Below are 15,767 nucleotides of genomic sequence, written 5' to 3'. Positions count from 1 at the left end.
TACACCTCTTATCGCTTGTAACGGCGCTGGACAATCATGTTGTCTGTGCGCTTGTTCGTTCGTGTTCGATAGCCCTTCGTGGGCTGGCCCCATGGGCTGACCGGAACTCGCCCTTCGCCGGTTCGCCCCTCGCCACCACCATGGGGATGATCTATCGGGTTCATGGCAACACCCCTTACAGTCGGCCGAATACCGCGCCAACGACTTGCACCAGCTTTGCCGAGCTTGCGCAGGTTGTGCTCCTCATTGCCGACTTCGCCAATGGTGGCTCGGCAATCGATATGTACGCGCCGGATCTCGCCGGAACGTAATCGTACTTGCGCGTAGGCACCCTCTCTAGCCAACAATTGAGCCGAGGAACCCGCAGCACGTGCCATCTGCGCGCCCTTGCCAGGCATCAACTCTATACAGTGTATCGTGCTGCCGACAGGGATATTGCGAATCGGCAGCGCATTTCCGGGCTTGATCGTAGCCTCAGGACCGCTCACCACTTCTTGGCCAACCGATAAACCTCTCGGAGCGATGATGTAGCGCCTTTCGCCATCCGCATAACAAAGCAATGCAATATTTGCTGAGCGATTGGGGTCATATTCCAAGCGTTCAACCTTCGCAATGACTCCATCCTTATTGCGTTTGAAATCAATGACTCGGTAATGCTGCTTGTGACCACCACCTTGATGGCGCGTCGTAATATGGCCGTGATTATTTCGCCCCGCCTTACTCGTCTTCTTTTCGGTCAAGCCTGGGTGAGAAGAGCCTTTGTAAAGTTCGGGGTTGACAATTTTGACGAGAGCCCGTCGTCCGGCAGATGTCGGTTTGACTTTGACGATGGCCATTACGCAATTCCCTCCGCAAAATTGATTTCCTGACCGGGCATAAGCGAGACGAACGCCTTCCGGACGTTGCCACGTCGTCCGATCAGCCGTCCAAAGCGCTTTACTTTCCCCTTGGCATTGGCCACCTGCACACCATCAACCTTGACCTTGAACAACATCTCGACCGCAGCCTTGATTTCAGGTTTGGTCGCATCAGGAGCAACGACGAAAACGACTTGATTTGCTTTGTCCGCGAGCATGGTCGCCTTTTCCGAGATCTGAGGCGCCAATAACACCTGCATCAATCGCTCTTGGCTAAATCCTGGCTTGCTCATCCGAACATCTCCTCAAGTTTAGATACTGCACCCTTTGTCATCAGGACCTTCGGGAAACGGATCAGCGACAATAGGTCTGCCTGCCTGGGTTCCAGAACCAGCACATTGGGCAAATTACGAGTGGCAAGCATCAAATTTTCGTTGAGATCATCCGTCACGAGGAGGACCGAATCGAGACCCATTTTTTTGAGCTTTTCAGCGACCAACCTTGTTTTCGGGGCGCCTACATGAAACTCCTCAATGATGGCGAGACGGTCCTCACGCACTAGTTGCGATAGGATTGTGGCTAGCCCAGCCCGGTACATTTTCCGATTGATTTTCTGTGTAAAGTTTTCTTCCGGGCTATTCGGAAATATTCTGCCGCCACCACGCCACAGCGGGCTGGAAGTCATCCCTGCGCGGGCACGACCGGTCCCTTTTTGCCGCCATGGTTTCTTCGTGCTATGCCTAACCTCGGCACGATTCAATTGTGCCCGATTGCCGGAACGCGCATTGGCCTGATAAGCCACGACTAGCTGATGCACCAATGGCTCATTGTAATCACGGGCAAAAAGCCCGTCCGAGGCGTTCATCCTAGCGCTGGCTTGCCCCTCTTCGTTAATGACCTTAAGTTCCATAGGGACCTCTTACTTTGAAGACGATTGCGCCTTGACTGCGGGACGAACAACGACCTGGCTACCTCGAGCCCCCGGGACTGCACCCTTGAGCATCAACAGTTGACGATTCGCATCGACACGAACCACCTCGAGATTCTGTACGGTTCTGCGAGTATTGCCCAAATGACCAGCCATACGCTTCCCAGGGAATACACGTCCTGGATCCTGCGCCATAGAAATCGAACCTGGAGAGTTATGCGACACCGAGTTGCCATGAGACGCACGATTCGAACTGAAGTTGTGGCGTTTGATTGAACCCGAGAATCCCTTACCGATGGAAACACCGGAAACATCCACCCGCTGACCAACCGAAAAGATGGAAACATCTACCGGATCGCCAAGCTTGAACTCGGTCTCTTGCGTAGCGTCGATGCGAAACTCGGTGAGCGATGCCGCCGCCTCAATACCCGCTTTGGCAAAGTGACCGATCGCCGGCTTCTTGACACGGGAAGCCCTACGCTTGCCAAATGCGATCTGAACGGCCAAGTAGCCGTCAGATTCTGGTTTTTTGATCTGTGCGATCCGATTGCTCGATACGTCGAGCACCGTTACTGGAACGGTAGAGCCATCCTCTGTAAAGAGGCGCGTCATACCGACCTTGCGTCCAACAAGGCCTAAGCTCATTTTATTCTCCTATATCCGACTACGATTGGCCGGCAACTACAACACATCAGCCCTCGACATTGAGGGCCATACACACCGCTTATTGCAACTTGATTTCCACATCAACACCCGCCGGAAGATCCAGCTTCATCAAAGCATCAACGGTTTTGTCCGTCGGATCAATGATGTCCATCAGGCGCAAATGCGTACGGATTTCGAATTGGTCGCGAGATGTCTTATTGACATGAGGAGAGCGCAGAATATTGAAGCGCTCGATCCGCGTCGGGAGCGGAACAGGGCCACGAACTACCGCACCCGTACGTTTAGCAGTATCCACGATTTCCAGCGCAGACTGATCGATCAAACGATAATCAAAAGCCTTCAAGCGGATACGAATTTTTTGGTTTTGCATGTAGCAATCCTTAAAGAACAATGAGTCTCTTGAGACTCAAAACGAAGGGCGGGATTATCCCGCCCTTTCGCTCAAAAAGCAATACTTACTCGATGATTTTCGCGACGACGCCGGCGCCGACGGTGCGGCCGCCTTCGCGGATCGCGAAGCGCAGACCTTCTTCCATCGCGATCGGCGCAATCAGCTTCACCGTCATCTGCACGTTGTCCCCCGGCATCACCATCTCAACCCCCGCCGGCAGTTCCACCGCCCCCGTCACGTCCGTCGTGCGGAAGTAAAACTGCGGACGATAGCCATTGAAGAACGGCGTGTGCCGCCCACCTTCGTCCTTCGACAGCACATACACTTCCGCCGTGAAGTGCGTGTGCGGGGTGATCGTGCCCGGCTTGGCCAACACTTGGCCCCGCTCGACTTCTTCCCGCTTGGTGCCGCGCAGCAGCACGCCAACGTTGTCCCCCGCTTGCCCTTGGTCGAGCAGCTTGCGGAACATTTCCACTCCCGTGCAGGTGGTCTTGATGGTCGGCCGAATGCCGACGATTTCGATTTCATCACCCACTTTGATGACACCACGCTCGACCCGACCCGTGACGACCGTGCCTCGCCCAGAGATCGAGAAGACGTCTTCGATCGGCATCAAAAACGGCTTGTCAATGGCACGCTCCGGCGTCGGAATGTAGCTGTCCAGCGCTTCCGCCAGCTTCAGGATCGCCTGCTCCCCCAGCTCGCCTTTGTCGCCTTCCATCGCTTTCAGCGCCGAACCTTTGATGATCGGCACTTCGTCGCCCGGAAAATCGTACTTGCTGAGCAGCTCGCGCACTTCCATTTCAACCAGCTCAAGCAGCTCAGGATCATCCACCATGTCGCATTTGTTCAGAAACACAATGATGTACGGCACGCCCACTTGACGCGCCAGCAGGATGTGCTCGCGGGTCTGCGGCATCGGACCGTCCGCCGCCGATACCACCAAAATCGCACCGTCCATCTGCGCCGCCCCAGTGATCATGTTCTTCACGTAGTCCGCATGGCCCGGACAGTCAACGTGTGCGTAGTGTCGGTTCGCCGTCTCGTACTCAACGTGCGCCGTGTTGATGGTGATGCCCCGCGCCTTCTCTTCCGGCGCCGCATCAATCTCATCATATTTCTTCGCCTCTCCACCAAACTTCGACGCCAATATCGTCGTAATCGCCGCCGTCAACGTGGTCTTGCCATGATCCACGTGCCCAATCGTCCCCACATTCACGTGCGGCTTCGTACGCTCAAACTTTCCTTTTGCCATGATTTCTTCCTTTAAAGAACAAGGTTATTTTTTGTTGATGATCGCTTCGGCGACGTTTTTCGGAGCCTCGCTGTAATGCTTGAATTCCATTGTATAAGTAGCACGTCCTTGTGTCAGAGAACGCAGCTGTGTCGAGTAACCGAACATTTCTGCCAACGGCACCTCTGCTTTGATGATTTTGATGCCTCCGGGCAAATCTTCCATGCCCTGCACCATGCCGCGCCGCCCGGAAAGATCTCCCATTACATTGCCCATATATTCTTCAGGGGTCTCGACCTCAACGGACATCATGGGCTCGAGCAGCACCGGATTGGCCTTGCGCATGGCATCTTTGAATGCCATTGATGCAGCCATCTTAAAGGCATTTTCATTCGAATCGACGTCGTGATAGGAACCATCGAACAAGGTAACCTTCACATCAACGACCGGGAAGCCAGCCAGGACACCATTGGGAAGAGTCTCCTGAATTCCCTTATCGACTGCAGGAATGTATTCACGGGGCACCACGCCGCCTTTGATGGCATCAATAAACTCGTACCCCTTGCCTGGCTCATTGGGTTCGAGTTTGATCCAAACATGGCCATACTGACCCCGCCCACCAGACTGTTTGACGAATTTTCCTTCTTGCTCGACAGCCTTACGCACCGCTTCACGGTAAGCAACCTGCGGCGCTCCAATGTTGGCTTCGACATTGAACTCTCGCCGCATCCGATCGACGATGATCTCGAGATGCAACTCGCCCATACCGGAGATGATCGTCTGACCCGACTCCTCGTCCGTACGAACACGGAACGAAGGATCTTCTTGAGCAAGACGGCTCAAAGCAATACCCATCTTTTCCTGGTCTGCCTTGGTCTTCGGTTCGACAGCAATGTGGATGACGGGCTCTGGAAACTCCATGCGCTCCAATGTAATCACTTTATCGAGAGCACACAAAGTTTCCCCAGTTGTTGCCTCCTTCAGGCCTACGGCTGCAGCAATGTCTCCCGCACGGACTTCTTTGATCTCCTCGCGCTGATTGGCATGCATTTGCAAAATACGTCCAATGCGCTCCTTGCGCCCCTTCACCGGGTTGTAGACCGTATCCCCGGAGTTGATCACGCCCGAATAAACCCGGAAGAAAGTAAGCTGGCCCACGAAAGGGTCAGTCATGATCTTGAAAGCCAAAGCCGCGAAGGGCTCATCATCTGATGCTTTGCGCTCGCCTTCAGAACCATCCTCCAGAATCCCTCGAACCGGGGGAATGTCGGTCGGTGCGGGCAAATATTCGACGACCGCATCCAGCATGGCTTGAACGCCTTTATTCTTGAAGGCAGAACCGCACAGCATTGGCACGATTTCACCCGCAATGGTGCGTTGACGCAACGCTCTCTTGATATCCTCTTCTGGCAGGTCACCTTCTTCGAGGTACTTGTTCATCAACTCTTCTGATGCCTCGGCCGCAGCTTCGAGCATCTTTTCGCGCCATGTCTTACAGGTTTCGAGAAGATCAGCCGGGATTTCCCCATAGGAAAATTTTGTGCCCAACGAGGCTTCATCCCAGACAATAGCCTTCATCTTGACGAGATCAACGACTCCTTCGAATTTCTCTTCGGCACCGATCGGCACCTGAATCGGTACAGGATTTGCCTTGAGACGCTCACGCATCTGCTCATAAACCCGAAAGAAATTGGCGCCGGTGCGGTCCATTTTGTTTACGAAGGCGAGGCGGGGCACACCATACTTATTGGCCTGCCGCCACACGGTTTCGGACTGCGGCTGAACACCACCGACAGCACAATAAACCATGCAGGCACCATCGAGCACGCGCATCGAACGCTCGACCTCGATGGTGAAGTCGACGTGGCCAGGAGTATCGATGATATTGATGCGATGCTCCGGAAAATTGGAGGCCATACCTTTCCAAAAACATGTGGTCGCAGCGGATGTGATGGTGATCCCGCGCTCCTGCTCCTGTTCCATCCAATCCATCGTCGCCGCACCATCATGCACCTCGCCAATCTTGTGGTTGACGCCGGTATAGAACAAGATACGCTCGGTGGTGGTGGTTTTTCCTGCATCTATGTGCGCAGAAATACCGATGTTGCGATAGCGCTCAATGGGTGTCTTGCGGGCCACTTGATTTACCTGTCTTTCTCTAATAACTGACGGAACGTCTTTGCCTGCGTTATGATCTTTCGACGCAAGAAATTTTGATAGCCGCATGCCGCCGAAGGCGGCATGCGGCTCACTCCTTGATCAAAAACGGAAATGAGAAAAGGCCTTGTTGGCCTCTGCCATGCGATGGACCTCTTCGCGCTTTTTCATTGCCGCGCCGCGCCCTTCAGCCGCTTCAATCAATTCACTGGCGAGACGAAGGTCCATAGATTTTTCACTGCGCTTGCGCGCTGCTTCTCGAATCCAACGCATCGAGAGCGCGAGCCGACGCGAGGGCCTGACTTCGACCGGAACCTGATAGTTTGCACCGCCCACACGCCGGCTCTTGACTTCGACGACCGGCTTGACGTTGTTGATTGCCGCGGTGAACACCTCGATCGGATCCTTGCCGCTTTTTTGCGAAATCACACCGAATGCACCATATACAATCCTTTCGGCAACAGACTTCTTGCCGCTCGTCATGATGACATTCACGAACTTGGAAACCTCGACATTGCCAAATTTCGGATCGGGCAGAATGTCGCGCTTGGGTACTTCTCTACGACGAGGCATGTTAGAACCTTTCTAGCTAGCGAATTGCCTGATTAGGCTTTTTTCGGCCGCTTGGCGCCATACTTCGAGCGAGCCTGCTTCCTGTCTTTGACTCCCTGGGTATCCAAACTGCCACGTACGATGTGGTAACGCACGCCAGGGAGATCCTTGACACGGCCGCCGCGTATCAAAACGACCGAGTGCTCCTGAAGGTTATGCCCCTCTCCACCGATGTAGGAAATCACCTCAAAACCATTCGTCAGACGCACCTTTGCCACTTTGCGAAGTGCCGAATTAGGTTTTTTCGGCGTCGTCGTATAGACCCGGGTGCAAACTCCCCTCTTGGCCGGACAGCCACCCAGGGCAGGCACCTTGCTTTTTGTTTTTTCTGCTTGCCGCGGCTTGCGCACAAGCTGATTAATTGTCGGCATAACTATCGTTCCTGATTCATGATTCGGCCAAATTGGCTGCCGCTATCCAGCGGAGTCAATTCTAAAAAGAGGCGGGATTGTATTAGGACCCTTTCACGGCGTCAACTGTCCGCCGATATCGGCAAGCGATCCCGACAGCTTCTCCGCCCCTGCAAAAATCCTTTGTCGCTCTGTCTCCTCTACTGCATTCGCGGCACTCTGCATGCGGCGAGTACGGTGATATGCCAGACCGGTCCCCGCCGGGATGAGGCGACCGACGATCACGTTCTCTTTCAGCCCGCGCAATTCATCCCGCTTGCCCATGATGGCCGCTTCGGTCAATACACGGGTGGTTTCCTGGAAAGATGCGGCAGAAATGAACGAATCGGTCGACAAACTGGCCTTCGTGATGCCCAGCAGCATATGCTGAAACTCGGCTGGCTTCTTGCCGGCAGCAATGAGTTTGTCGTTTTCTTCCAAGACCTCCGAGCGCTCGACTTGCTCTTCTCGAATAAAACGGGAATCCCCAGGTTCGGTGATCACCACGCGCCGCAACATTTGCCTCACAATGACCTCGATGTGCTTGTCGTTGATCTTGACACCTTGCAGGCGATACACATCCTGGACTTCGTCAATGATGTACCTGGCGAGTTCCTCCACACCCTTCAGTCGAAGAATGTCATGAGGATCAACCGGGCCATCGACGATCACTTCGCCCTTATTGACAACTTGACCATCGTGCGCCATCACATGTCTGTCTTTCGGGATCAGGTATTCATGTGTGGTGCCATCCAGCTCCGTGATCATCAAGCGCTGCTTGCCCTTGGTATCCTTGCCGAATGACACGGTGCCGGTGACCTCCGCCAGCATGCCGGCATCCTTGGGTGAGCGCGCCTCGAACAGCTCGGCCACTCGGGGCAAACCACCGGTGATGTCGCGTGTCTTGACGGATTCCTGAGGGATGCGCGCCAGCACATCACCAACGCTTACAGTTTGACCATCTTTGACCGTAATGATGGAGCCGATCTGGAAGGTAATGGCGACGGCATGATCGGTACCATGAATCTTGACTTCCTGGCCATTTTCGTCAAGCAGTTTGACTTGCGGGCGCAGCCCTTTCGCTTGGGCCTTGCCGCCGCGCTTCGGATCGATCACCACGAGCGTCGATAGTCCGGTGACTTCGTCCATCTGCTCGGCAACGGTAACGCCCTTCTCGACGTTTTCAAAACGCACGGTTCCGGAGTATTCAGTGACAATCGGTCGGGTGTGAGGATCCCATGTCGCCAGCTGTGTGCCTGCTTTGACCTGTGCGCCGTCCTCGACCAGCAGCAAGGCGCCGTACGGTACCTTGTGGCGTTCCCGCTCGCGACCATTGCCATCGATGATCATGACCTCGGCCGAGCGGGCAATGACGATCTTCTCGCCCTTCGGGTTGGTCACATAACGCATGGTTGCCGAGAAGCGTACGATTCCCGCACTCTTTGCTTCAATCTGGCTTTGCGCTGCGGCTCGGGATGCCGCACCACCGACGTGGAATGTACGCATCGTCAGCTGAGTTCCCGGCTCACCAATCGACTGCGCCGCAATCACACCAACGGCCTCGCCAACATTCACCAAAGAGCCTCGCCCAAGATCTCGGCCATAGCACTTGGCACACAATCCATAGCGCGTTTCGCAAGTAAGTGGCGTGCGTACCGTGACCTCGTCGATCCCCAGCTGCTCGATCGTATCGACGGCATCTTCGTCAAGCAGCGTTCCAGCCGCAAACAACACTTCCTGATTTTCCGGATTGACCACATCAACAGCAGCCACACGACCGAGGATTCGTTCACGCAAAGGTTCGACGACTTCGCCACCTTCGACCAGCGCCTTCATCACGAAGCCTTGTGCAGTTCCACAGTCCTCCTCGGTAACGACGAGATCTTGTGTCACGTCCACCAGACGGCGTGTCAAATAACCAGAGTTCGCCGTTTTCAAGGCAGTGTCAGCAAGGCCTTTGCGCGCGCCGTGGGTAGAGATAAAGTACTGAAGGACGTTGAGTCCTTCCCGGAAGTTCGTCGTGATCGGTGTCTCAATGATCGAGCCATCTGGCTTAGCCATCAATCCACGCATACCGGCCAGCTGGCGAATCTGAGCAGCAGAACCCCGCGCCCCGGAGTCGGCCATCATGTAGATCGAGTTGAAAGAATCCTGTACGACCTCTTTCCCGCTTGGATCGACGACTTTTTCTTGCTGGAGTTGATCCATCATCGCTTTTGCGACTTGATCGCCAGCACGCCCCCAGATGTCCACTACCTTGTTGTAACGTTCGCCCACCGTGACGAGACCCGAGGTGTATTGTTTCTCGATTTCCTTGACTTCGGCCTCGGCAGCCTCGATGATGCTCTGCTTCTGGGGCGGGACCAGCATGTCATCGATGGAGATGGAGATGCCTCCGCGAGTGGCAAGACGGAAACCCATCTGCATCAATTTATCCGCAAAAATCACGGTTTCTTTCAGTCCGCAACGCCGGAAACTCTCATCGATGAGCTTGGAGATTTCTTTTTTCTTGAGAGGCTTGTCAATAATCCTGAATGGCAAGCCTTTGGGAAGAATCTCCGAAAGCAGCGCTCGCCCAGCGGTTGTTGAATAGCGCGTCATTTTCTCGATCCAAGCGTCACCGTTACGCTCATACTCACGAATACGGACCGAGATACGTGCATGCAGATCCACCTGGCGCAAATCTACTGCCCTAGACACTTCAGCTATGTCGGCAAAACTCATTCCCGTTCCACGCGCTGCTGCATTCTCCCGCGTCGCATAATAGAGACCAAGCACCACATCCTGTGAAGGCACGATGATCGGTGCCCCGTTGGCAGGCGACAGAATATTGTTCGAAGACAGCATCAGAACGCGTGCTTCCACCTGCGCCTCGAGCGATAGGGGTACGTGGACAGCCATTTGGTCGCCGTCGAAGTCGGCATTGAAGGCAGTACATACCAGCGGGTGAAGCTGGATCGCCTTACCTTCGATCAGCACCGGTTCGAATGCCTGAATGCCCAGCCGGTGCAGAGTCGGCGCACGGTTGAGTAGAACAGGATGTTCACGGATGACCTCTTCAAGAATATCCCAAACGACCGGCGTTTCGTTTTCGACTTCTTTTTTGGCAGCCTTGATCGTGCTGGCGATACCCATCTTTTCGAGCCGTTCGAAAATGAAAGGTTTGAAAAGTTCGAGCGCCATCTTCTTCGGCAGTCCGCACTGGTGCAGCTTGAGCTGTGGGCCAACCACGATCACCGAGCGTCCGGAATAGTCCACACGCTTACCCAGAAGGTTTTGACGGAAGCGACCACCTTTACCTTTGATCATATCGGCTAACGATTTGAGCGGTCGTTTGTTAGCGCCCGTCATTGCCTTACCCCGTCGGCCATTGTCGAGCAGTGAATCGACAGCCTCTTGCAGCATGCGCTTTTCATTGCGCACAATGATGTCTGGCGCCTTCAATTCCAGCAGACGCTTCAGGCGGTTATTACGATTGATGACTCGACGATACAGGTCATTGAGATCCGAGGTCGCAAAACGCCCACCGTCCAGTGGCACCAGTGGCCGTAAATCCGGCGGCAAGACGGGCAGCACGTCGAGGATCATCCATTCCGGTTTGATGCCAGACTGCTGGAAGGCTTCGAGGATTTTCAAGCGCTTGGCGAATTTCTTGATTTTCGCTTCGGACCCGGTCGCTTCCAGCTCGCGGCGCAAGGTTTCTATTTCATGTGCCAGATCGAGGGTGCGGAGTAATTCACGCACGCCTTCCGCTCCCATCATGGCCGTGAATTCATCGCCATACTCCTCGACCTTAGCCAAGTAGTCGTCCTCGCTCAGCAATTGCCCGCGGGTGAGGGGGGTCATGCCTGGGTCGACGACCACGTAAGCCTCGAAATAGAGAACCCGCTCGATATCGCGTAGCGTCATGTCGAGCACCATCCCGAGCCGACTCGGCAGACTCTTCAAGAACCAGATATGGGCGACTGGTGAAGCCAATTCGATGTGCCCCATACGTTCGCGGCGCACTTTAGCCTGGGTAACCTCGACACCACATTTTTCACATATCACGCCACGATGCTTGAGCCGCTTGTATTTTCCGCACAGGCACTCATAGTCCTTGACAGGGCCGAAGATCTTGGCGCAGAACAAACCATCGCGCTCTGGCTTGAAGGTCCGGTAGTTGATGGTTTCCGGCTTTTTTACTTCACCATACGACCAGCTGCGGATTTTTTCGGGCGATGCCAGGCTGATGGTGATCGCGTCGAACTCCTCCTCCGGCGTGACTTGCTTGAACAGATCGAGCAATGCTTTCATGGGTTAACTCCTGTCGCGGATCGAAGGTGATCAGTAACGTTCAAGGTCGATGTCGATTGCCAGAGAACGAATTTCCTTCACCAACACATTGAAGGATTCTGGCATGCCGGCGTCAATTTTGTGTTCGCCCTTGACGATATTTTCATAAACTTTTGTGCGACCGGTAACGTCATCCGACTTCACGGTCAGCATTTCTTGTAGCGTATAGGCGGCGCCATAGGCCTCCAGCGCCCATACTTCCATTTCACCAAAGCGCTGACCGCCGAACTGTGCCTTGCCACCGAGCGGCTGTTGGGTGACCAGGCTATAGGGGCCGGTTGAACGGGCATGCATCTTGTCGTCAACCAGGTGATGCAGCTTGAGGACGTGCATGTAACCGACAGTGACTGGGCGCTCGAAAGCTTCGCCCGTGCGGCCGTCATAGAGGCGAGCTTGTGTTTTCGTCTCTGTCAGGCTGAGAGACTTGGCAACCTCGTCCGGGTAGGCGAGATCGAGCATGGCGCGAATTTCCTCTTCCTTACAACCATCGAAGACAGGGGTCGCAAAAGGCACCCCACTCTTCAGATTGTTTGCTAGTTCGAGAATCTCGTCATCGCTCAAGCTACCAATCCTCATATCGTGTCCAGAAACGTCATATATCTGCTTGAGTATTTTGCGCACCTCTGCTGCCGTAGCCTGACGTTGCAGCATGGCATTGATCCTGTCGCCAAGCCCTTTGGCAGCCCACCCCAAATGGACTTCGAGAATCTGCCCGATGTTCATCCGTGAGGGCACACCGAGTGGATTGAGCACGATGTCAACTGGGGTGCCATCTTCCATGTAAGGCATGTCTTCGACCGGCACGATGCGGGAAACAACGCCCTTGTTGCCATGCCGCCCGGCCATTTTGTCGCCTGGCTGCAATCTGCGCTTGACCGCCAGATAGACCTTGACCATTTTTTGGACACCTGGCGGTAGTTCATCACCTTGCGTCAGCTTTTTCTTCTTGGCTTCGTAGGCAATGTCAAAATCCTTGCGTGTCTGCTCCAGACTGTCGCGCAGACTCTCGAGTTGCTGCTGTGCTTCTTCGTCCGCTAGACTGATGTCGAACCAATGATAATGCTCGAGACTAGCCAGATATTCCTTGGTGATCTTGGTTCCCTTGGCTAACTTTTTCGGGCCCTTGTTCGCGATCTTGCCAACCAGCAGCCGCTCGATCCGTGCAAAGGTATCGCGCTCGACGATGCGCATCTGATCAGCCAGGTCGAGCTTGTAGCTCTTCAACTGGTCATCGATGATCGATTGGGCTCGCTTGTCGCGTTCAATGCCCTCGCGCGTAAAGACTTGGACGTCGATCACGGTCCCTGCCATACCGGATGGCACGCGCAGGCTGGTGTCCTTCACATCGGAAGCCTTCTCACCAAAGATGGCTCGTAGCAGCTTCTCTTCAGGGGTGAGTTGCGTTTCGCCCTTCGGCGTCACCTTACCGACCAGGACATCACCCGCCTCGACTTCGGCGCCGATATACACGATGCCGGAATCGTCCAGGCGCGACAGTTGTGCCTCTCCCAAAGTAGCAATGTCGCGAGTGATTTCCTCCGGACCCAATTTCGTATCGCGGGCAACGACCGTGAGCTCCTCGATATGGATCGATGTGAAACGGTCCTCGGCCACCACCCGCTCGGAAATCAAGATCGAGTCCTCGAAGTTGTAGCCATTCCATGGCATGAAAGCCACCAGCATGTTCTGACCGAGCGCCAGTTCGCCGAGATCGGTGGAAGCTCCATCTGCGACCACATCACCTTTTTCAATGACGTCACCTACTTTGACGATCGGTCGCTGGTTGATGTTGGTGTTCTGATTGGAGCGGGTGTATTTGATCAGGTTGTAAATATCGACCCCCACCTCACCGGGAACCGTTTCTTCGTCATTGACACGAACGACGATCCGATTGGCATCGACGTAATCGACCACGCCACCGCGCAATGCCTGTACCGCGGTACCCGAGTCGACCGCCACGGTGCGTTCCAGACCTGTGCCGACGAGAGGTTTTTCCGGCCGCAGGCAAGGCACTGCCTGCCGCTGCATGTTGGCGCCCATCAAAGCCCGGTTTGCATCGTCGTGTTCGAGGAATGGGATCAGCGACGCTGCCACGGAGACGATTTGCCCTGGCGCAACGTCCATGTACTGGACCTCCGATGCTTCCTTGAGCTCGAATTCGCCCTTGTAACGGCAAGAAACCAGCTCGTCGAGGAGTCGGCCATCCTTGTCGAGTTGCGCATTCGCCTGCGCAATGACGAACTTGCCTTCCTCGATCGCAGAGAGATATTCGATCTCACTCGTCACTCGCCCGTCGACAACCTTGCGATAAGGGGTTTCCAGGAATCCATATTCATTCGTGCGAGCATACAAAGCCAGCGAATTGATCAGACCGATGTTCGGTCCCTCTGGCGTCTCGATCGGACAAACGCGACCATAGTGGGTCGGATGCACATCGCGCACCTCGAAGCCTGCACGCTCGCGCGTCAAACCTCCGGGCCCGAGTGCGGAAACGCGCCGCTTATGAGTGATCTCGGAGAGCGGGTTGGTCTGATCCATGAACTGAGACAACTGGCTCGAACCGAAGAATTCCTTGATCGCCGCGCTGATCGGCTTGGCGTTGATCAAATCGTGCGGCATCAGGTTTTCGGATTCGGCCTGGTTCAACCTTTCCTTGACCGCGCGTTCGACCCGTACCAAACCGGCCCGGAACTGGTTCTCGGCAAGCTCGCCAACTGAACGGACACGCCGGTTGCCCAGGTGATCGATGTCATCGACCTCACCGCGGCCATTGCGCAATTCGATGAGAATGCGCACGACATCGATGATGTCTTGATTGGAAAGCACGCTGGAACCAGTAACCTCTTCGCGACCCACGCGACGGTTGAATTTCATGCGGCCAACGGCCGAAAGGTCATAACGCTCTTCGGAGAAAAACAAACCATGGAAGAGAGCCTCGACGGCATCTTCCGTGGGTGGTTCTCCCGGCCGCATCATGCGATAGATCGCCACCCGCGCAGCCCACTGATCGGCGGTTTCATCGATACGCAGCGTCTGGGAAATGTACGGGCCGCGGTCGAGGTCGTTGATATAGAGAGTTTGCAGAGTCTCTATGCCTGCTTCCAGCAGCTTGGCTAGCAGGCTCTCGGTGATTTCGTCGTTGGCGTTGGCCAGGATTTCTCCCGTCGTCGGATCGACGATGTTCTGAGCCACCACCCGGCCAAGCAGAAACTCCTCCGGCACGGCAAGTTTTTTGATCCCGGCGTCGGCCAACTCGCGGATATGCTTTGCGGTGATGCGCTTGTCCTTGGCAACCAGCACTTTACCGCTTTTGTCATGAATGTCGAATTTGGCAATCTCGCCGCGCAGTCGTTCTGGAACCACCTCGAACTGGATGCCTTTTTTCCCGAGATGGAAAGTATCCATTTCGAAGAAAGTCGCCAAGATCTGCTCTGCGGTCATGCCGATCGCCTTGAGCAGGATCGTCGCCGGCATTTTGCGACGACGGTCGACGCGGAAGTAAAGCAGATCCTTCGGATCGAACTCGAAATCGAGCCAGGAACCACGATAGGGAATGATGCGAGCGGAGAACAGCAGCTTCCCGGAACTATGGGTCTTGCCCTTGTCATGCTCGAAGAACACACCGGGCGAACGGTGCAACTGAGAGACGATGACTCTTTCAGTACCGTTGATCACGAAGGATCCCGTCGAGGTCATGAGCGGGATTTCGCCCATGTACACTTCTTGCTCCTTGACCTCCTTGACCTTCTCGGTACTGCTCTCGCGATCGAGAATCACGAGGCGCACCTTGGCACGCAGTGGAGAAGCGAACGTCAGACCGCGCTGTTGACATTCCTTGACGTCGAATGGCGGCTCTCCAAGACGATATTCGACGAACTCCAGACGCGCGCCCCCGGAATGTGCGACGATCGGGAAGATCGAACTGAAGGCGGCCTGCAGCCCTTGATCCTTGCGTTTCGCAGGCGGGACATCCGCCTGCAGAAACTCTGTATACGATTCCAGTTGGGTCGCCAGCAAGAATGGAACGTTCAGTACGTTCGCACGCTTTGCGAAGCTTTTGCGGATACGCTTTTTCTCGGTGTACGAGTAGGCCATGTTCGCTCCGTCTGTCAGGATTCAGGGGGCAGCCAACCGCGGCAGGATGGCTGTTCGCTGAAACCTATCGCTGACATTCGTTGTGTTCTGAAAATCCAATGCG

11 protein-coding genes are annotated in these 15,767 nt (G+C 55.0%); all 11 read right to left on the bottom strand.

The window, feature by feature from the left end; genetic code table 11:
• Positions 1-8: 8 nt before the first annotated feature.
• Positions 9-836: a 50S ribosomal protein L2 gene (rplB, locus tag EL335_RS02605; RefSeq protein ID WP_126444108.1), complete on the bottom strand. Its 828-nt coding sequence runs from the start codon at positions 834-836 to the stop codon at positions 9-11.
• Positions 836-1,150, bottom strand: a complete 315-nt coding sequence (gene rplW, locus EL335_RS02600; protein ID WP_126444107.1) for a 50S ribosomal protein L23 — start codon at positions 1,148-1,150, stop codon at positions 836-838. Before rplW ends, rplB begins: the two co-directional genes overlap by 1 nt.
• Positions 1,147-1,767 (bottom strand): 50S ribosomal protein L4, encoded by a 621-nt coding sequence (rplD, locus tag EL335_RS02595; RefSeq protein ID WP_126444106.1) that lies wholly within the window; start codon positions 1,765-1,767, stop codon positions 1,147-1,149. The genes rplW and rplD overlap by 4 nt, the downstream gene beginning before the upstream one ends.
• Before the next feature lie 9 nt (positions 1,768-1,776).
• A complete protein-coding gene (rplC, locus tag EL335_RS02590; RefSeq protein WP_126444105.1) occupies positions 1,777-2,430 on the bottom strand; it encodes a 50S ribosomal protein L3 in 654 nt (217 codons plus the stop codon).
• A gap of 79 nt (positions 2,431-2,509) precedes the next feature.
• On the bottom strand, positions 2,510-2,821 hold the full coding sequence (rpsJ, locus tag EL335_RS02585) for a 30S ribosomal protein S10 (RefSeq protein WP_126444104.1): 312 nt from the start codon (positions 2,819-2,821) through the stop codon (positions 2,510-2,512).
• Between the two features lie 85 nt (positions 2,822-2,906).
• Positions 2,907-4,097, bottom strand: a complete 1,191-nt coding sequence (gene tuf / locus EL335_RS02580; protein ID WP_126444092.1) for an elongation factor Tu — start codon at positions 4,095-4,097, stop codon at positions 2,907-2,909.
• Between the two features lie 24 nt (positions 4,098-4,121).
• The gene (gene fusA, locus EL335_RS02575; RefSeq protein WP_126444103.1) at positions 4,122-6,215 is read right to left on the bottom strand and encodes an elongation factor G; all 2,094 of its coding nucleotides are present in this window, start codon (positions 6,213-6,215) and stop codon (positions 4,122-4,124) included.
• Between the two features lie 120 nt (positions 6,216-6,335).
• A complete protein-coding gene (gene rpsG, locus EL335_RS02570) occupies positions 6,336-6,806 on the bottom strand; it encodes a 30S ribosomal protein S7 (RefSeq protein WP_126444102.1) in 471 nt (156 codons plus the stop codon).
• A 32-nt stretch (positions 6,807-6,838) separates the two neighbouring features.
• Positions 6,839-7,216 carry a 30S ribosomal protein S12 gene (rpsL, locus tag EL335_RS02565; RefSeq protein WP_126444101.1) on the bottom strand — a complete coding sequence of 126 codons (378 nt, stop codon included), beginning with the start codon at positions 7,214-7,216 and terminating at the stop codon, positions 6,839-6,841.
• Between the two features lie 93 nt (positions 7,217-7,309).
• Positions 7,310-11,530, bottom strand: coding sequence for a DNA-directed RNA polymerase subunit beta' (rpoC, locus tag EL335_RS02560; RefSeq protein WP_126444100.1), 4,221 nt, complete (start codon positions 11,528-11,530; stop codon positions 7,310-7,312).
• A 30-nt stretch (positions 11,531-11,560) separates the two neighbouring features.
• A complete protein-coding gene (gene rpoB, locus EL335_RS02555; RefSeq protein WP_126444099.1) occupies positions 11,561-15,664 on the bottom strand; it encodes a DNA-directed RNA polymerase subunit beta in 4,104 nt (1,367 codons plus the stop codon).
• Positions 15,665-15,767: the final 103 nt, after the last annotated feature.

The sequence above is a fragment of the Sulfuricystis multivorans genome (genome assembly GCF_003966565.1).
Lineage (GTDB): Bacteria > Pseudomonadota > Gammaproteobacteria > Burkholderiales > Rhodocyclaceae > Sulfuricystis > Sulfuricystis multivorans.
This window is presented reverse-complemented; position numbering and strand designations above follow the sequence as displayed.